General features: G+C 66.7%; 19 protein-coding genes. 12 read left to right on the forward strand and 7 right to left on the reverse strand.

The window, feature by feature from the left end; all coding sequences use genetic code 11:
* Positions 1 to 80 precede the first annotated feature (80 nt).
* From tesB to AB839_RS17750, 3 genes are all read left to right on the forward strand, one after another.
* A complete protein-coding gene (tesB, locus tag AB839_RS17740; protein WP_061480374.1) occupies positions 81 to 989 on the forward strand; it encodes an acyl-CoA thioesterase II in 909 nt (302 codons plus the stop codon).
* 4 nt (positions 990 to 993) lie between these two features.
* Positions 994 to 1488 (forward strand): hypothetical protein, encoded by a 495-nt coding sequence (locus AB839_RS17745; protein ID WP_061480375.1) that lies wholly within the window; start codon positions 994 to 996, stop codon positions 1486 to 1488.
* A gap of 224 nt (positions 1489 to 1712) precedes the next feature.
* Positions 1713 to 2930 (forward strand): sigma-70 family RNA polymerase sigma factor, encoded by a 1218-nt coding sequence (locus AB839_RS17750; protein WP_061480376.1) that lies wholly within the window; start codon positions 1713 to 1715, stop codon positions 2928 to 2930.
* Between the two features lie 51 nt (positions 2931 to 2981).
* Here AB839_RS17750 and AB839_RS17755 read toward each other — a convergent pair whose 3' ends face one another.
* On the reverse strand, positions 2982 to 3542 hold the full coding sequence (locus AB839_RS17755; protein ID WP_061480377.1) for an EF-hand domain-containing protein: 561 nt from the start codon (positions 3540 to 3542) through the stop codon (positions 2982 to 2984).
* Positions 3543 to 3698: 156 nt separating this feature from the next.
* On the opposite strand from AB839_RS17755, the gene AB839_RS17760 reads away from it, so the two are divergent.
* Positions 3699 to 4454, forward strand: coding sequence for an arginyltransferase (locus AB839_RS17760; RefSeq protein WP_061480378.1), 756 nt, complete (start codon positions 3699 to 3701; stop codon positions 4452 to 4454).
* 37 nt (positions 4455 to 4491) lie between these two features.
* Entirely contained in the window at positions 4492 to 5700 is a 1209-nt protein-coding gene (locus tag AB839_RS17765) for an endonuclease/exonuclease/phosphatase family protein (RefSeq protein WP_061480379.1), read from the forward strand.
* A gap of 91 nt (positions 5701 to 5791) precedes the next feature.
* Here the strand turns inward: AB839_RS17765 and AB839_RS17770 are convergent, their stop codons facing one another.
* Together AB839_RS17770 and purT are read right to left on the reverse strand one after the other, a co-directional pair.
* Complete coding sequence (locus AB839_RS17770) at positions 5792 to 6202, reverse strand: immunity protein YezG family protein (RefSeq protein WP_197467695.1); 411 nt, start codon at positions 6200 to 6202, stop codon at positions 5792 to 5794.
* A 288-nt stretch (positions 6203 to 6490) separates the two neighbouring features.
* Positions 6491 to 7678 (reverse strand): formate-dependent phosphoribosylglycinamide formyltransferase, encoded by a 1188-nt coding sequence (purT, locus tag AB839_RS17775; protein WP_014646362.1) that lies wholly within the window; start codon positions 7676 to 7678, stop codon positions 6491 to 6493.
* Between the two features lie 137 nt (positions 7679 to 7815).
* On the opposite strand from purT, the gene AB839_RS17780 reads away from it, so the two are divergent.
* The 5 genes from AB839_RS17780 to AB839_RS17800 are packed head-to-tail and all read left to right on the forward strand — an operon-like array spanning position 7816 to position 10514.
* A complete protein-coding gene (locus AB839_RS17780) occupies positions 7816 to 8697 on the forward strand; it encodes an SPFH domain-containing protein (RefSeq protein ID WP_061480381.1) in 882 nt (293 codons plus the stop codon).
* A gap of 45 nt (positions 8698 to 8742) precedes the next feature.
* Positions 8743 to 8922 (forward strand): hypothetical protein, encoded by a 180-nt coding sequence (locus AB839_RS17785; protein ID WP_005415691.1) that lies wholly within the window; start codon positions 8743 to 8745, stop codon positions 8920 to 8922.
* The gene (locus AB839_RS17790; protein WP_005415690.1) at positions 8919 to 9098 is read left to right on the forward strand and encodes a DUF4177 domain-containing protein; all 180 of its coding nucleotides are present in this window, start codon (positions 8919 to 8921) and stop codon (positions 9096 to 9098) included. Before AB839_RS17785 ends, AB839_RS17790 begins: the two co-directional genes overlap by 4 nt.
* A 3-nt stretch (positions 9099 to 9101) precedes the next feature.
* Positions 9102 to 9695, forward strand: a complete 594-nt coding sequence (locus tag AB839_RS17795) for a PH domain-containing protein (protein ID WP_061480382.1) — start codon at positions 9102 to 9104, stop codon at positions 9693 to 9695.
* 9 nt (positions 9696 to 9704) lie between these two features.
* A complete protein-coding gene (locus tag AB839_RS17800) occupies positions 9705 to 10514 on the forward strand; it encodes a M15 family metallopeptidase (RefSeq protein ID WP_061480383.1) in 810 nt (269 codons plus the stop codon).
* Positions 10515 to 10923: 409 nt separating this feature from the next.
* On the opposite strand, the gene AB839_RS17805 is transcribed toward AB839_RS17800, so the two are convergent.
* The 4 genes from AB839_RS17805 to AB839_RS17820 form a co-directional block, all read right to left on the reverse strand.
* Complete coding sequence (locus tag AB839_RS17805) at positions 10924 to 11295, reverse strand: DUF423 domain-containing protein (RefSeq protein WP_061480384.1); 372 nt, start codon at positions 11293 to 11295, stop codon at positions 10924 to 10926.
* A 105-nt stretch (positions 11296 to 11400) separates the two neighbouring features.
* Positions 11401 to 12474, reverse strand: a complete 1074-nt coding sequence (locus tag AB839_RS17810; RefSeq protein WP_005415686.1) for an SRPBCC family protein — start codon at positions 12472 to 12474, stop codon at positions 11401 to 11403.
* A 235-nt stretch (positions 12475 to 12709) separates the two neighbouring features.
* Positions 12710 to 13351 (reverse strand): response regulator transcription factor, encoded by a 642-nt coding sequence (locus tag AB839_RS17815; protein ID WP_006424175.1) that lies wholly within the window; start codon positions 13349 to 13351, stop codon positions 12710 to 12712.
* A complete protein-coding gene (locus tag AB839_RS17820) occupies positions 13351 to 14547 on the reverse strand; it encodes a sensor histidine kinase (protein WP_061480385.1) in 1197 nt (398 codons plus the stop codon). The genes AB839_RS17815 and AB839_RS17820 overlap by 1 nt, the downstream gene beginning before the upstream one ends.
* 151 nt (positions 14548 to 14698) lie before the next feature.
* Here AB839_RS17820 and AB839_RS17825 point away from each other — a divergent pair, with 151 nt between their 5' ends.
* Together AB839_RS17825 and minC are read left to right on the forward strand one after the other, a co-directional pair.
* Positions 14699 to 15295: a GNAT family N-acetyltransferase gene (locus AB839_RS17825; RefSeq protein ID WP_005415684.1), complete on the forward strand. Its 597-nt coding sequence runs from the start codon at positions 14699 to 14701 to the stop codon at positions 15293 to 15295.
* Positions 15241 to 16086, forward strand: coding sequence for a septum site-determining protein MinC (gene minC / locus AB839_RS17830; RefSeq protein WP_061480386.1), 846 nt, complete (start codon positions 15241 to 15243; stop codon positions 16084 to 16086). The genes AB839_RS17825 and minC overlap by 55 nt, the downstream gene beginning before the upstream one ends.
* Positions 16087 to 16091: the final 5 nt, after the last annotated feature.

The following is a 16091-nucleotide window of genomic DNA, read 5'->3' on the forward strand; positions in this document are numbered from 1 at the left end:
CAGATCCCTTTCGCCAAGCGAAAGGGATCTGACCCCTGACCGGTATAATCGGGGCCTCTTCACTGCTGTGGCCGCCCCCCTTGAACGACACGCCCGAACCCGTCGTCTCCGAGCTGATCGACCTGCTCACGCTGGAGCGGCTGGAGGACAACCTGTTCCGCGGGCAAAGCCGCGACATCGGCACCAAGTACGTGTTCGGTGGGCAGGTGCTGGGCCAGGCACTGGCTGCGGCGCAGGCCACGGTCGACAACGGCCGCCACGTGCACTCGCTGCACGCCTACTTCCTGCGCGCCGGCAACATCGACCACCCGATCGTCTACGACGTGGACCGCACCCGCGATGGCGGCAGCTTCTCAGTGCGACGGGTCACCGCGATCCAGCACGGCAAGGTGATCTTCTTCTGCGCGGCCTCGTTCCAGCAGGCCGAGACCGGCGCCGAGCACCAGCACAAGATGCCCGAAGTGCCGCAGCCGGAAGACATCGAACCGAACCGGCCGCTGCCGGCCGAAGTGCTGGAGCGACTGCCGATCAAGGTGCAGCGCTGGCTGTCGCGTGGCGGCCCGTTCGAGTTCCGCCACGTCTACCCGCGCGACGAACTGAACCCGCCCAAGCGCCCGCCCTACCACCAGGTGTGGCTGCGCCTGAGCGAGCCGGTCGGCGATGCACCGGAGCTGCACCAGGCGCTGCTGGCCTATGCCTCCGACTTCCACCTGCTGGGCACGGCAACCTTCCCGCACGGCATCAGCTACTACCACCCGCACGTGCAGATGGCCTCGCTCGACCACGCAATCTGGTTCCACCGCCCGTTCCGCGCAGACGACTGGCTGCTGTATTCGCTGGACAGCCCCAGCGCGCAGGATTCGCGCGGCCTGGCCCGCGGCCAGTTCTTCACCCGCAACGGCGTGCTGGTGGCCAGCACCGCGCAGGAAGGCCTGATCCGCGTCGTTCCTGACCAGGCCGCGGCCACTGCCGTGCCGGCCAAGGAGTAAACCCATGCGCCAGATCTTCAGCAGCCAGCGCGTGGAAACCGTCGAAGGCGTGGCCGAGCTCCTGCGCGGGCATGGCATCGAGGTCAAGGTGACCAACGGGCGCTCGTACAAGACCCGTCGCCGCGGCCAGTTCAGCTATACCGACCTGGGCAACGCCAACGCCTATCCGGCGGTATGGATCGTGCGTGCCGACGACCAGCCGCGCGCGCGCGAAATCCTGCGCGAGGCGCGCCTGCTCGACACTACCCGCCGCGACCACCCCACCGCTGAATTCGCCTTCCGCGACGCGGCGGAACCGGGCAGCGGCGGCCGCAGCTGGGCCTGGCGCATCCGCATTGCCCTGCTGGTGGTGATTGCTGGCGTGGCGTTGGTCATCGGCCTGCGCCATCGTGGTGCCCCGGCACCCGCCCCGCAGGCCCAGCCGCAGCAGGCGCAACCGGCACCGCAGGCCGCCCCGGAAGAGGACGAAGTCCGGGTCCGCATCCAGCCCTCCAAGTAAGAGGCGGTAGCGCCGGGCCATGCCCGGCGAGCGCAGCGGCCTGTCAGCAGGGCCGCGACTTCACCGTAACCCGTCAGGATTGGCCCCCCCTTGTTGTTCAAGGGGGCGCGCCAACGGCGCGGGGATGAGGTGGAATGCGCGGACCGCAGATGCATCAGCATCTGCGGTCACACTTCGCGCGCGGCTCCGTCATGGGACACAATCCCAGCAGGAGAGCCGCCGCCATGACGACGTTCGCCGCATCGATCGACCAGACCCTGGAACGCGAACTGCCCGCCGCCGCCAGCGGTTGCCAGCACGCCTACGGGCGCATCGTGCTGGCCTGCCAGAACACGGTCACCGCCATCGCGCTGGCCATCACCCGCGACCGCCAGGCCAGCGAGGACATCGCCCAGGAGGCCTTTGTGAAGGGCTGGCAGCAGCTGCACCAGCTACGCAGCGCGACCAGCTTCCTGCCGTGGCTGCGGCAGATCACCCGCAACCTGGCCCGCGACTGGCTGCGCGCCCAGCGTGGCCGTCCACTGACCGGCGAGGCGGCCGAGGTGGCGATGGGCATGGCCGCAGATCCGTCCCCGGGCGCAGCCGATCGCCTGCAGCGGGTGGAGGAAGAAATCGCCGCCGAGGACATCATCTCCACCCTGCCCGCCGACAGCCGCGAAGTCCTGTTGCTGTACTACCGCGAAGGCCAGCGCTCGCAGCAGGTGGCCGACCTGCTCGGGCTCAGCGACGCCGCCGTGCGCAAGCGCCTGTCGCGCGCGCGCGCGCTGGTGCGCGACGGCCTGCTGCAGCGCTTCGGTGAATTCGCCCGCAGCAGCGCGCCGAGCGCCGCCTTCGCCACCGCCGTGGTGTCGATGATGCTGGTGGCCGCGCCCGGCACCGCCAGCGCCGCGATCCTGCTCGGCACCGGCGTCGGCATCGGTGGCAGCAAGCTCGGCCTGGGCGGCGCCAGCGTAGCCGGTGGTACCGCAATGGGCACCCTGACCGCCACGCTCGGCCAACTGCATGTGCTGCCAGTGGCTAGCTGGGGGGCGATCCTCGCCGGTGTCGCCGGCGGCGCGATCGGCAGCTACCTCGGTGCACGCTTCCTGATGTCCTATACCGAGACCGAACGCGAACGCGCGCAGGTTCGGCACTTTGTCCGCCTCAACACCGGTACAGGCCTGGTCTGGTGCCTGGCGATGCTGCTGGCGGCACTGTTGCAGGCGCCGATCTGGAGCCAGATGCTGCTGCTGGCATTGGGCCTGGGTGTGGTCAACTACCAGTGCCTGGTGCCGCTGCAACGGGTGATGGCGCCGATGATCGCGCGCGATTCGGCGCGGCGTGGGCGCCGCGGAACCAACTGGAAATTCGAATCCATGTACGGTCGCACCGGCATCATCGGGGCGAACCTGCTGGTGATCGCCCTGGTGGTGTATGTGCTGATGCGCAACGGCCACCTGTAACCGACAACGCCGGCACTGCGCCGGCGTTGTCTCCGATCACCGCATTGACGCTCAGCGCTGCGGCTTCGGTGCGCCGCCATCGCGTGGACCGCCCTGGCGCGGGCCGCCGTGCATCGGGCCCTTCGCTGCGTCGAACTCGGCCTTGCTCAGCTGGCCGTCCTTGTTGGTGTCGGCGGCAGCGAACCAGGCATCACGATGCTGCTTCATGCGCAGCTCGCGGTCGGCCTTGTCCAGGTAACCGTCCTTGTTGAGGTCGAGCCGGTCGAAGCGCGCAGCCAGGCGCGGATCGGCCTTGGCCTCGTCGCGGCTGATGCGGCCGTCCTTGTTGACGTCCAGCCTGGCCCAGCGCTCACCGCCGTGGCCACGGCGGCCATGCTGCCAGCGCGGCAGCTCATCGCGCGAGAGCTTGCCGTCCTTGTTCTTGTCCAGCTCGTCGAACTTCGCGGCCAGGCGCGGATTGGCAGCCGCCTCGCTGCGGTCGATCACGCCGTCGCCATTGGTGTCCAGCTTGGCCGGGCGCTGCGCCGGCATGGCCGGGGTGTCGGCGGCCAGCGCGATTCCGGAAGCGGAGGTGCCCAGCAGCAGGGCCAGCAGCAGGGGGGTACGGATCATGAGGTCACTCCTGGGGATGGGAACAGCGTCGGGGTGATCACTTCACCCTCGGGGGACAACAACGCCCGGGCGCGACGTCGGTTGACGCCACTGCCGATTCCATTCATCCGCCGGACAGTCGCCGCCTCTGCGACAGGCTGGGGCTATGCTGTGCCCATGGCGATACATGGCGACAGAGACGACGAACTGCGACTTTTCCAGACCGGCGAGCACCCCTGCGGGTACTGGTCGGACCGGGTGGCGCGCGACCTGGTGCTGGATCCGCACGATCGCCGGCTGGGTGGCCTGTACCCGCTGGCACTGAGCTGGGGCTTCCGCCGCAGCGGCGACCTGGTCTACCGGCCGCACTGCGCGCACTGCCAGGCCTGTGTGGCGGTGCGGATCCCGGTGGCGCGCTTCGCCCCGGACCGCAGCCAGCGCCGCTGTGCCGCCCGCAATGACGACCTGGAGGTGCGGATCACCGCCGCCACCGCCCGTGACGACCTGTTCGCGCTGTATCACCGCTACCTCACCCACCGCCACGCCAATGGCGGCATGGACGACCATGGCCCGCACGAATTCGAGCAGTTCCTGATCGGCAGCTGGTCGCACACCCGCTTCATGGAGATGCGCCTGCCCGGCCACGACGGCCAGCCCAGCCAGCTGCTGGGGGTGGCGGTGACCGACGTCACCGAGCATGGCCTGTCGGCGGTCTATACGTTCTTCGACCCGGACCACGCCGCGCGCGGGCTGGGTACCTTCGCAATCCTCCAACAGATCGAGTGGGCGCGCCGCGAGGGGCTGCCGCACGTGTACCTGGGCTACTGGATCCGCGGGCACCAGAAGATGGACTACAAGCGCCGCTTCCATCCCCTTGAGGCCTACGACGGCCGCCGCTGGCACGATTTCGACAACGAACTGGACGGGCGCTGACAAACCGCTGACACCGGGCCGGGTGCAGAATAGGGGGATGAACGCCAAACCCCTGATCCTCGCCCTGGCCCTGCTCTGCGGCGCCACCGTCCCCGCCTTTGCCACGTCCCCCGCGATGACTGAGAAGCCGTCCACTGCGCTGCGCCTGGCCACCTACAACACTTCGCTGTACTCCGATGATGCCGGTGGCCTGATCAAGGAACTGGAGGGCGACAGCGAGCACGCACGCAAGATCGCCGCCGTGCTGCAGCAGGTGCGCCCGGACCTGGTGCTGCTGAACGAATTCGATTTCGACGATGCCCATCGCGCCGCCGACCTGTTCCAGAAGCGCTACCTGGAAGTCGCCCAGCCCGGCGGCGGCAAGCCGCTGCACTTTGCCTACCGCTACCTGGCGCCGGTCAACACAGGTGTGCCCAGCGGCCTGGACCTGGACAACAACGGCGTGGTCGGCGGCGAAGGCCGCGGCCGTGGCAATGATGCGTGGGGCTACGGCCTGCACCCGGGCCAGTACGGCATGCTGGTGCTGTCGCGCTACCCGATCGATGAAACCAAGGTACGCAGCTTCCAGCTGTTGAAGTGGAGCGCGATGCCCGGTGCGATCCGCCCGGTCGACCCGCGTACCGGCCAGAGCTTCTACAACGATCATGTGTGGTCGCAGCTGCGCCTGTCGTCGAAGTCGCATTGGGACGTACCGGTGAAGACCCCGGGCGGCGTGGTCCACGCGCTGGTCTCGCATCCGACCCCGCCGGTGTTCGACGGCCCGGAAAAGCGCAACGCGGCACGTAACCACGACGAACTGCGCCTGTGGCAGGAATACCTGTCCAAGGGTGACAAGCCCTGGCTGTGCGACGACAAGGGCCAGTGTGGCGGCCTGGCGCAGGACGCGCGCTTCGTGATCCTTGGCGATCTGAACAACGACCCGGTCGATGGCGATGGCCGCCACGAGGCGATCGTCGAGCTGATCGATAACGCGCGCGTGCTGCGCTACCCCACCCCGCGCAGCGTCGGCGGCGAGCAGACCAGCCTGGCCTATGCGGCCAAGGGCATCGAGCGCAAGGGCGCGCCGTTCCACGCCACCGGCGATTTCGGGCCGAAGTCCGGCACCATGCGCCTGGACTACGTGCTGCCCTCGACCGGCTTCGAATACGTGGGCAGCGGCATCTTCTGGCCGGCCAATGAAAGCCCGGAAGCGAAGATCGCCGACGGCAGCGACCACCATCTGGTGTGGGTGGACGTGAAGCCGTAACCGGCGCAGCCGCCGGGCATCACCCGGCGCCACCGGTTGCTGAAGATGTTGTAGAGCCGAGCCCATGCTCGGCTACTGCAACCAACCAAGCTTAGTAGCTCTGCCAGTCAATCTGAGCGTCAGCCCCGAGACAGCGGTCCTGCCAAGCCTGCTCCCGACCCAGGGAATCGATGAACTCATCCTCGGAAAGCTGCTCATATCCGAGCTCGATTTCCATCTTGTTCTCTGGATCCAGATGAAACGTCAAACTCGTCCAGAGTGCATGGTGCCATTTCGCAAAGAGCTGATGCATCTCCAGAAGCGCTGCTTCCGCATCATCTGGAATTTCTAGATAGCCGTATGAGCCTGACGGCTTGCGGTAGAACGCCCAACCCGACCAGGCATTCTTGATGATCTCGACGTTCAGCCAGATCCCGCATTGGTCGGTAGGCACGGCATCAATCAGTGATTGGCCAATTCGGTGATACAAGGCAGGTAGCGCTGATGTAAGTCGCTCGTCCAAGCCTTCTCCTGAGGTGTCTTTGGCATTCATCCGTCAGAAAATAAAACACGCAGGATTCTGACGCTCAACCAGATGTCACTTTTCAGTTCGAAGGTGCGGCGAAGCGTTTACCTGCTTTGCGGCAAATCCTCCAACAGCGTCATTCGGCGCTCAATAGCGCCCCGGTAGACCGCGCAAGACTGAATACTTGAATCCATTGTCGGGCTGAAAGCGTCACATGGAAAAGCAGCCGAGCGCGGGCTCGGCTCTACAGAAGATTCCCGCCGGGCATGGCCCGGCGCTATCGTTTTACGGGCGCAGTTCGACGCCGATGGCGTCGGCGGCATCACGCGCGATGGCGCGTGCTTCGTCGATGGTTTCCGCGCGCGCCAGGGTCACACCGACGCGGCGGTGGCCATGCACGCTCGGCTTGCCGAACAGGCGCACGGCGGTATCCGGCACCTGCAGCGCGGCGGCGACATTGTTGAAGTACGGCACACCCTCGCCGTGTGCCAACAGCGCGCACGACGCCGACGGACCACTCTGGCGGATCACCGGAATCGGCAAGCCGAGGATCGCGCGCGCGTGCAGCGCGAACTCGCTCAGCTCCTGCGATACCAGCGTCACCAGGCCGGTATCGTGCGGGCGCGGCGACACTTCGCTGAACCACACTTCGTCGCCCTTCACGAACAGCTCGACGCCGAACAGGCCCCAGCCGCCAAGGTCGTCGGTGATCGCACGCGAAATCTCTTCGGCACGCGCCAGTGCCGCGCTCGACATCGGCTGCGGCTGCCAGCTTTCGCGATAGTCGCCGTCCTTCTGCAGGTGGCCGATCGGGGCGCAGAACGAGGTGCCGCCGGCGTGGCGCACGGTCAACAGGGTGATCTCGTAATCGAAATCGATGAAGCCCTCGACGATGCAGCGACCGGCACCGGCGCGGCCACCGGTCTGTGCGTAGTCCCAGGCCGGAGCGATGTCCGCTTCGCTGCGCAGCGTGCTCTGGCCCTTGCCCGAGGACGACATCACCGGCTTGACCACGCACGGCAGGCCGATGGCGGCCACGGCAGCGCGGTATTCGGCCTCGGTATCGACGAAGCGGTACGGCGAGGTCGGCAGGCCCAGGGTTTCGGCGGCGAGGCGGCGGATGCCCTCGCGGTCCATGGTCAGGCGCGCGGCGCGTGCGGTCGGGATCACCCGCAGGCCCTGCTCCTGCTCCAGCTGGACCAGGGTCTCGGTATGGATGGCCTCGATCTCCGGCACCACCAGATGTGGCTGCTCCTGGGCGATCAGGGCGCGCAGCGCCATCGCATCGAGCATGTCGATCACGTGCGAGCGGTGGGCGACCTGCATGGCCGGGGCATCGGCGTAGCGGTCAGCGGCGATCACTTCCACGCCCAGCCGCTGCAGCTCGATGGCCACCTCCTTGCCAAGTTCGCCCGAGCCCAGCAGCAGCACGCGGGTGGCGGAGGGGGACAACGGAGTTCCAAGCTTGGCCATGGCGGTTCCAGCAGCGACGTGAAGGCGGGTGGGCATTCTAGCTGGCCGCGCACCCTGACCATGGCATCCGACGAACGGTAGTCGACAAGTGATATCAATTTGATATCTTCAATTCGAACCCTCAAGGACGTACCGCCATGAAAGAGAAGTCGCTTGCCTCCCTCAACGGCCTGGGCACCCTGGCCGGATCCCTGCTGGTCGCGCTGGCGGGTACCGCACTGTTCGTACTCGGGGCGACGACCAGGACCGGTTCCGGCTCACCGAACCTGCTGCTGATGCTGGCCGGCATGCTGGTGATCTTCGCTGCGGTCTTCATCCTGGCCGGCCTGTACACCATCCAGCCCAACCAGGCGGCGGTGCTGAGCCTGTTCGGCAAGTACGTCGGCACCGTCAAGGACAACGGCCTGCGCTGGAACAACCCCTTCTATGCCAAGCGCCGGGTCAGCCAGCGCGTGCGCAACTTCGAGAGCGGCAAGCTGAAGGTCAACGAGCTGGACGGCAGCCCAATCGAGATCGCTGCGGTCATCGTCTGGCAGGTGGTCGATGCCTCCGAGGCCGTCTACAACGTGGACGACTACGAAAGCTTCGTGCACATCCAGTCCGAATCGGCGTTGCGCGCGATGGCCACCAGCTATCCCTACGACCAGCACGAGGAGGGACAGCTGGCGCTGCGCAGCCATGCCAGCGAGATCTCCCAGCACCTGAAGAACGAGCTGGCCGAACGCCTGGCCGACGCTGGCGTGCAGGTGATCGACGCACGCATCAGCCACCTCGCCTACGCCGCCGAAATCGCCCAGGCGATGCTGCAGCGGCAGCAGGCCAACGCAGTGATCGCTGCACGCACGCGCATCGTGGCCGGTGCGGTCGGCATGGTTGAAATGGCCCTGGCCGAACTGCAGAAGAACGGCGTGGTGCAGCTGGATGAGGAACGCAAGGCGCACATGGTCAGCAACCTGCTGACCGTGCTGTGCTCGGACCGCGGCACCCAGCCGATCGTCAACGCCGGTTCGCTGTACTGAACCACCCTCGCAACGGGGCGCCCCACCGCCCCGCCAGGAGCTTGCATGAGTGAGAAGAAAGCCTACCCGCTGCGCATCAATGCCGACGTCCTGGCCGCCGCGCAACGCTGGGCTGACGACGAGCTGCGCAGCCTCAACGCACAGATCGAATACGTGCTGCGCGACGCCCTGCGCAAGGCAGGACGCCTGCCGAAACCCACGCCATCTTCGGAGGACAAGGAATGAGCAAGCGTTGGAGCTACCAGACGATCGAGGTCAAGACGTCCATGATGGGCCTGCTCAAGGCCGAGGACATCCAGAGCGAACTGAGCCGCCAGGGCCAACTGGGCTGGGAGCTGGTCAACATCATCATCCCCGCACCGATGCGCCCGGCGATGCTGGTGTTCAAGAAGGAGGCCTGAGCCATGGGCGCCAGCGATCCGAAACAGTACGAGGTGGCCGAGAGCTCGCCGTTGCGCGTGCTGTGGATCGTGCTGCCCCTGCTCGCCGCCTTCGTGGCCTGCTTGTATGCGCAGCTGTACAAGACGCCGGCCAGTGCCCCCTGGATCGAAGTAACGCTGTCGCCGCCCTGGTTCCGGATGGGCGGCAGTGCCGCCTGGAGTCTGCTGGTGATCGCGGTACTCGGCATCGGGTTGGGCGCAGCATTCTTCCGTCGCCGGGTGGAACTGGCCGACAACGTGCTGGATGTGCGCTCGACGATGTACCGCCGCCGCGTTCCGGTGGCGCAGCTGCGGCTGGACCAGGCCGAGGTGGTCGACCTGCAGCGTGACCCCCGCTATGGCATCCGCTTCAAGACCAACGGCTACGCAATGCCGGGCTTCTATTCCGGCCACTTTCGCCTGCAGGGCGGTGCCAAGGGCTTCGCGCTGGTCACCAACCGCGCGCGCGTCCTCGCCCTGCCGGTCCGCGATGGCAGCACCCTGCTGCTCAGTCTCGATCGGCCACAGGCGCTGCTGGAAGCACTGCGCAAGGTGGCCGTGCCGGGCCCGCGGCAGTAAGCTGCGGCGATGCAACGACGCCTGCCCCTGCTGATCAATACCGAAGCCATCGAACTGTGGCCCGCAGACCTGCTGCGTGCGCGCAGCAATCTCGACGCGCGCCTGCTGTCACGAGCGAACTGGGTGCTGCGGCGCAAATGCGATGGCCGTTACCTGGCGGCGGTGGTGGAACACGGCGTGCACGCCATCGTGCCGCGCCTGGCGCGCGAGCCCGGGGCCGAGGAAGCACTGGCCTTGCTGGATGCAGCCGCGGCCCGGCCATTCGGTGCAAATCTGGAAGCGCAGTGGCTGCCCCTCGCCGGGCTGCAGCAGCGCCTGCAGCAGCTCGGCCTGGATGCCCAGCGCTATGTCGACGACAGCGGCCTGCCGCTGGAACCCGAACCGTGCCTGCTGCACTTCGCTGGGCGCGACCGCTTCGCCCGCCCGCTGTGGCTGCGCCGCGGCGCTGCACAGGGCTGGCGGCGGATGCGCCTGCATGCAGCGCGCGATGGCATCGCACTGGATGCAATCTCTGGCTTCCGCAGCCATGCCTACCAGCTGGGCATCTTCGAACGGAAACGGGCGCGCGGGCTGAGCGTGACGGAGATCCTGAAGGTGAATGCCGCGCCGGGGTTCAGTGAACACCACAGCGGCCACGCGCTGGACATCGGCACGCCGGGCGATGCCCCGGCCGAGGAATCATTTGAAGCCACCGACGCGTTCGCCTGGCTGCAGGCCCATGCCGCTGGGCACGGCTTCCGGTTGAGCTACCCGCGTGACAACCCGCACGGCATCGTCTACGAACCGTGGCACTGGTGCTGGAAACCGGCCAACGGCTGAGCCCCTCGTGACGGTCGCAGGGCGAAATTCATGGAGCTGTCCGGGCGGATTCCGCGCGCGCCCACCCCGAGATGGAACAAGAAGGCAAAGACAGAAGCCGGTCGCTTCGCTCGAAGCCTCTATAAGGGATCAGCGCGCGGCTGTTGGGTCCGCCTTCAAGCGAGCCGAGCACCGCAGGTCCGGTGAGGGCGAAGAGGTGCGTGCGATTCTGTAGAGCCGAGCCACGCTCGGCTGCTCTCCGCACCGCCCCTCGACGGGCCGAGGAGCGCAGGGGACCGGTGCACAGCACCGGCTCGCGGCCGGCGGCGCGTTTCTTTGGGTTACTTTTCTTTTCGCGCGAAAAGAAAAGTAACGCCCATGAACCATCACGATCGCATCGGCATGGATCGGAGCGACAGCCCTGCGACCCTCACCGCCTCAACGCATTGATCGCCAGCAACACCCATCCGGCCATCATGCTGGTGCCACCGATCGGCGCCATCCGCGTCGGCCACTGCCACAACGCCCCACCCATCAGGCTGCCGGAAAACAGCAGGACACCCAGCAGCAGCACGTACAGCGCCAGGTGTGCGATCGCCCCCTGCGCGCGCGGCCCAAGCGCCACCAGCACCGCGCCATGCGCGAACGCATACAGCGCCGCCATGTTCAGATGCTGCTGCGCCAACGGGTCGGCCACGCCATGCGATGCATAGGCAGACAGGCCGATCGAGGCGGCAGCCAACAGCGCCCCCAGGCAGGCCAGCAGGGAAGGCTTACGTGCGCGACGTTCCAGATTGAACATGAGGGCTCCTTGCGCAGCGCCCCTTGACGGGCGCCGGATGGAAAAAAAACGCGCCGCAATGAGCGGCGCGTTTTCGTGTCCAACACTACATGGGTCAGCCGGGGATTACTTGACGGCCCAGTAGATGTCGTAGGTACCTTCCGGGGTGAACGACTTGTCGATGCCGTCCTTCCAGGTTTCGTACGGACGGTCGATGACTTCGTTGCCCGAGGTCACGGCCCAGGCACGCAGGCCGTTGCGCGCCACGTCCAGACCCGCCATGTGGCCGGTGTAGGCCGCATGCGCCGAACGGTGCGGAGCAACGTGCACGTACTTGACCGGAGCGCCGCCGTCGATCTTGACGGTCAGCTCGTCGGCAGCAGCACCTTCAGCACCCTTCTTCTTCACAGGCTGGGCGATGTCGAAGGCGTACTTCTCCTGGCCGAAGTCGGTGGTGATGATGCGGAACGGACCGGCAGCTTCAAGGCCATTGGCCTCCATCACGCGCTTGATCCACTCCTGGTTGTCCTTGATGGACTTGGTGATGGTGTCCTGACCGCGGTCCACGTTGCCGGCGTTGACCACCAGCAGGTTCTCGGCCGGCACTTCAACGATGGCCAGGTCGGTCAGCGGGGCTTCCGGCGTGCGGTAGTCCACGTTCGGCACGGTTGCGAGCATGTTGGCCATGCGCGACAGACCCATCTTGATGTCGTCGCCGATCTGGCGGCTGACATACAGGCCGGCGTAACGGCCGAACAGGTCGAAGCCGTACTTCACCGAGTAGTCCTGGGTGATCTTGACGTTGCGACCGCCCTTGCCGGTCGGCTCCAGGTTGAAGGTGGTGACCTTGTCGTGACCCTTGGTGGCGTCCTCGATGGCGATCACAACACGCTTGTTCTCTTCGGCTTCGGTGATCTTCCAGGAACCGGTACCCAGGTCCTTGGAGGTGAAGTCGAGGGTGGCACCGACACCCGAGGCCGGGCCGGACAGCTTCAGGTCAACGGCGGGATCGCGCAGTACCAGCGGGTTCCAGTCCTTGAAGCGGCGCAGGCTGCTGACCGTGTCGTACACGATCGTCATCTTGCGGTTGGTCTCGATGCTTTCGGTGATGTGACGCTCGCCCGGCAGACATACGCCAATGATGACGAACAGGCCAGCCACGATCCCCAAGGCGATCAGGAACTCGATAATACGGGTCATTCAGAGAGTCTCCGGGGCCGATCCCACGGCCGGGTTGATTGAAGCGAAGCGCCAATCCTAGCAGGCTTCGCGGGCATTGTTTATCGGGATTGGCGCACCGGTTTCCCTGCCGGCTGCGTATTTGTATGGACAAAGGATTCGAAGGGTAACGCATACCGCTACCCGGCAAGTAGGGGGCAACCTTGGCGGAAACCCCGGACTACGACCCAAGTCTTTGTACTTGAAAGATTTTTTATCAGACCAGCTGGAGTTCGAACGCCTTCAATACGGCACGCGTACGGTCGCGCACACCCAGCTTGGAAAGGATGTTGGACACGTGGTTCTTGATGGTGCCCTCGGCGACGCCCAGCGAATTGGCGATCTCCTTGTTGGAGAAGCCACTGGCCATCAGCCGCAGGATCTCGGTCTCGCGGTCGGTCAGCGGGTCCGGGCGGTCCAGGCTGACGAATTCATTGCGCATGTGCTCCAGGCCGGACAGCAGGCGCTGGGTTACCGCCGGCTGCACCAGCGATCCTCCGTCGGCCACGGTGCGGATGGCACCGACCAGCTGTGCCAGGGTGACGTCCTTGAGCAGGTAGCCCTTGGCACCGGCCTTGAGCCCGGCCAGCACCAGCTGGTCGTCGTCGAAGGTGGTGAGGATGATGGTCGGCGGCAGCTGTTCCTGCCGCGACAGCACCTGCAGGGCCTCCAGCCCTGACATCACCGGCATGCGCATGTCCATCAGCACCACGTCGGGGCGTACCTGGGGGATCAGCTCGACTGCCTGCCGGCCGTCGCCGGCCTCGGCCACCACCTCGATGCCGTCGTCGAGCGCCAGCAGGGAGCGGATTCCCTGCCGCACCAGGGTTTGGTCGTCGACCAGGCAGACGCGAATCATCAACGCACTCCTTCAGGAACCTTGGTAAGGGCCGCCACCAGCACCGTTGCCGGCACGGTCGCCCGCAGCCGGAAACCCTCACCGGGGCGGGTTTCGATCTGCAGCTGGCCACCACATTGTTGCAGGCGCTCGCGCATGCCGCGCAAGCCATTGCCCACATTGACCATATCCGCGCCGACGCCGTCGTCGCGGGCCTCGACCACCACCCGATCGGGGGCTTCACGGTACACCCTGATCCACAGGTGGCGGGCACTGGCATGGCGCACCGCGTTGGTGATGATCTCCTGGGTGCAGCGCAGCAGTACGTGGGCCCGCTGCGGGTCCTCCACGTTCAGCGGATCCTCGATCTCCAGCTGGATGTCCAGCGAGGGCACGTTCTCGGTCAGCGGGCGCAGCGCCGCAGCCAGATCGATCGCGCCGGTCTCGCGCAGCTGGCTCACCACCTCGCGCACGTTGCCCAGCAGCAGCTTGGCCAGCGCGTGCGAGCGCTTCACGTGATCGAGGGCCTGGCCCTCGGCCAGGTGCCCGGCGACCTCCAGGTTCAGGGTCAGCGCGGTCAGCTGGTGGCCCAGCAGGTCATGCAGTTCGCGCGAAATGCGGGTGCGTTCGTTGACCCGCGCGCTCTCGGCCAGCAGGGCGCGGGTGGCGCGCAGTTCCGAATTGAGCCGGCGCTGCTCGTCGCGGGCCTCGGTCTGCTGCCGCGCGACCAGGCTGGTCACGAAGATGAACATGGAGAAGCCGCCATACAGCAGCGACTGCATCACCGCTTCGAACAGCGGGAAGCGCAGCAGCAGGTAATAGACCGGAGCCACGGCCAGCTGGCTGACCAGCAGCCACAGCACGCCCAGCCGTACCGACAGCATCCACGGAATGACCCCGGCGGCCACCATCATCAGGATGCTGCCCAGGCCCGACCCGCTGAGGAAGCTGACCCCCAGCGCCGAGACCGTCAGCAACAGCAGCAGGCCGCGGTCCAGCCAGCTGGTGTGGCTGTCGCTGCGCAGGATGCGGGTCAGCCAGTAGTAGGCCGTGCCGAAGGACAGGTAGGCGACGAACAGCAGGATCGCCCAGCCGCCCATGTCAGCGCGGCTGTGCAGGTTCTCGAACTGCGAGTACGCCAGCGGCAGGCCGACCATGACCCAGGTGAACAGGCCGGCCAGGCGGAGGACGCGGGTATGGCTGAGGACTCCCAACATGCCAGCACTCTACGAGTCTGGCCTGCGTCGCGCACTCCCACGGAAGTCATGCCCCTGCGGTCGCCTGTTCATGCCGCAGCCCACCCCGGGCATGCAATAATCGTGCGCAGGGTCCCTTGATGGACCAACCGCGTTACCCCACGGAGTCACAATGTCGATTGTCATCCGCGACGTGCGCGAGCACGAGCTCGATTCCGTCCTGGCTTTGAACAACAATGCTGGCCTGGCCATCCTTCCCCTGGATGCGGCCCGCCTGCGCCTGTTCTATGAAACCGCTGAATACTTCCGCGTCGCCGAGCGCGACGGCAACCTGGCCGGCTTCCTGATCGGCTTTGGCAGCGACAGCCAGCACGACAGCAGCAATTTCGCCTGGTTCAAGCAGCAGCTGGACACCCCGTTCTTCTATATCGACCGCATCGTGGTCGCCAGCCGCCGTCGTGGCGGCGGCGTCGGCCGTGCGTTCTATGCCGACGCGCAGAGCTTCGCCGAGCTGCGCTACCCGCAGATGACCTGCGAAGTCTTCCTCGACCATGGCGCCGATGCCGCCCTGCTCTTCCACGGCAGCTTCGGCTTCCGCGAGCTGGGCCAGAACACGATGCCGCAGGTCGATGTGCGCGCCAGCATGCTGGCCAAGGAACTGTGCAGCTACCCCTGGGTCAAGGAGACCTACGGCGGCAAGCTGCCGGATGTGGCATGGACACGCGCACGGCAGCTGCCGGCGCAGGCACAGCGGCCTACGGGGACCTGAGCGTGGCGGTGAATTTCGATTACGAACAAGCCGGTGAACTGAAGATCGGCCAGGTGGGCATCGCCAACCTGCGCATCCGTACCCTTGATGTCGAACGCCTCGTGCAGGAAATGCGCGAGCGCGTGACCCGCGCCCCGAAGCTGTTCGGCCGCGCCGCGGTGATCCTCGACTTCGGCGGCCTGAGCCAGGTGCCGGATGTGGCCACCGCGCAGGCGCTGGTCGATGGCCTGCGCAGCGCCGGCGTGCTGCCGGTGGCGCTGGCCTATGGCACCAGCGCGATCGACCTGCTCTCGCAGCAGCTCGGCCTGCCGCTGCTGGCCAAGTTCCGCGCGCAGTACGAGCGTGCCGAGGCCGAACCGGCCCCGCCGCCGCCTGCACCGGAGCCGCGCCGCGCAGCCCGTGCCGAACCGAAGCCCGCCCCGGCAACGCCGGTGGCCAAGGTGGCCGACGCGGCTGCACCGAAGCCGGGCCGCATGCAGCTGGGCAACGTGCGTTCGGGCCAGCAGCTGTACGCGGAAAACTGCGACCTGACCGTGATGGCCACCGTCGGCGCCGGCGCCGAGGTCATCGCCGATGGCAGCATCCACATCTACGGCACCCTGCGCGGCCGCGCGCTGGCAGGGGCCCAGGGCAACACCGCGGCACGCATTTTCTGCCGTGATTTCCATGCGGAACTGGTCGCCATTGCCGGCCATTACAAGGTACTGGACGATGTCCCGGACAACCTGCGCGGCAAGGCCGTGCAGGTCTGGCTGGAACAGGACCAGATCAAGATCGCTGCGCTGGACTGACGCAG

It is taken from the genome of Stenotrophomonas sp. DDT-1, assembly GCF_001580555.1.
Lineage (GTDB): Bacteria > Pseudomonadota > Gammaproteobacteria > Xanthomonadales > Xanthomonadaceae > Stenotrophomonas > Stenotrophomonas sepilia.

What these genes read in the sequence shown, in the direction of transcription:
- AB839_RS17810 (WP_005415686.1), bottom strand. Translation starts at nt 12,474, where the DNA reads ATGACCCGTATTATCGAGTTCCTGATCGCCTTGGGGATCGTGGCTGGC.
- minC (WP_061480386.1), top strand. Translation starts at nt 15,241, where the DNA reads ATGGACACGCGCACGGCAGCTGCCGGCGCAGGCACAGCGGCCTACGGG.
- AB839_RS17745 (WP_061480375.1), top strand. Translation starts at nt 994, where the DNA reads ATGCGCCAGATCTTCAGCAGCCAGCGCGTGGAAACCGTCGAAGGCGTG.
- AB839_RS17755 (WP_061480377.1), bottom strand. Translation starts at nt 3,542, where the DNA reads ATGATCCGTACCCCCCTGCTGCTGGCCCTGCTGCTGGGCACCTCCGCT.
- AB839_RS17805 (WP_061480384.1), bottom strand. Translation starts at nt 11,295, where the DNA reads ATGTTCAATCTGGAACGTCGCGCACGTAAGCCTTCCCTGCTGGCCTGC.
- purT (WP_014646362.1), bottom strand. Translation starts at nt 7,678, where the DNA reads ATGGCCAAGCTTGGAACTCCGTTGTCCCCCTCCGCCACCCGCGTGCTG.
- AB839_RS17815 (WP_006424175.1), bottom strand. Translation starts at nt 13,351, where the DNA reads ATGATTCGCGTCTGCCTGGTCGACGACCAAACCCTGGTGCGGCAGGGA.
- AB839_RS17765 (WP_061480379.1), top strand. Translation starts at nt 4,492, where the DNA reads ATGAACGCCAAACCCCTGATCCTCGCCCTGGCCCTGCTCTGCGGCGCC.
- AB839_RS17825 (WP_005415684.1), top strand. Translation starts at nt 14,699, where the DNA reads ATGTCGATTGTCATCCGCGACGTGCGCGAGCACGAGCTCGATTCCGTC.
- AB839_RS17750 (WP_061480376.1), top strand. Translation starts at nt 1,713, where the DNA reads ATGACGACGTTCGCCGCATCGATCGACCAGACCCTGGAACGCGAACTG.
- AB839_RS17780 (WP_061480381.1), top strand. Translation starts at nt 7,816, where the DNA reads ATGAAAGAGAAGTCGCTTGCCTCCCTCAACGGCCTGGGCACCCTGGCC.
- AB839_RS17790 (WP_005415690.1), top strand. Translation starts at nt 8,919, where the DNA reads ATGAGCAAGCGTTGGAGCTACCAGACGATCGAGGTCAAGACGTCCATG.
- AB839_RS17820 (WP_061480385.1), bottom strand. Translation starts at nt 14,547, where the DNA reads ATGTTGGGAGTCCTCAGCCATACCCGCGTCCTCCGCCTGGCCGGCCTG.
- AB839_RS17800 (WP_061480383.1), top strand. Translation starts at nt 9,705, where the DNA reads ATGCAACGACGCCTGCCCCTGCTGATCAATACCGAAGCCATCGAACTG.
- AB839_RS17795 (WP_061480382.1), top strand. Translation starts at nt 9,102, where the DNA reads ATGGGCGCCAGCGATCCGAAACAGTACGAGGTGGCCGAGAGCTCGCCG.
- AB839_RS17760 (WP_061480378.1), top strand. Translation starts at nt 3,699, where the DNA reads ATGGCGATACATGGCGACAGAGACGACGAACTGCGACTTTTCCAGACC.
- AB839_RS17785 (WP_005415691.1), top strand. Translation starts at nt 8,743, where the DNA reads ATGAGTGAGAAGAAAGCCTACCCGCTGCGCATCAATGCCGACGTCCTG.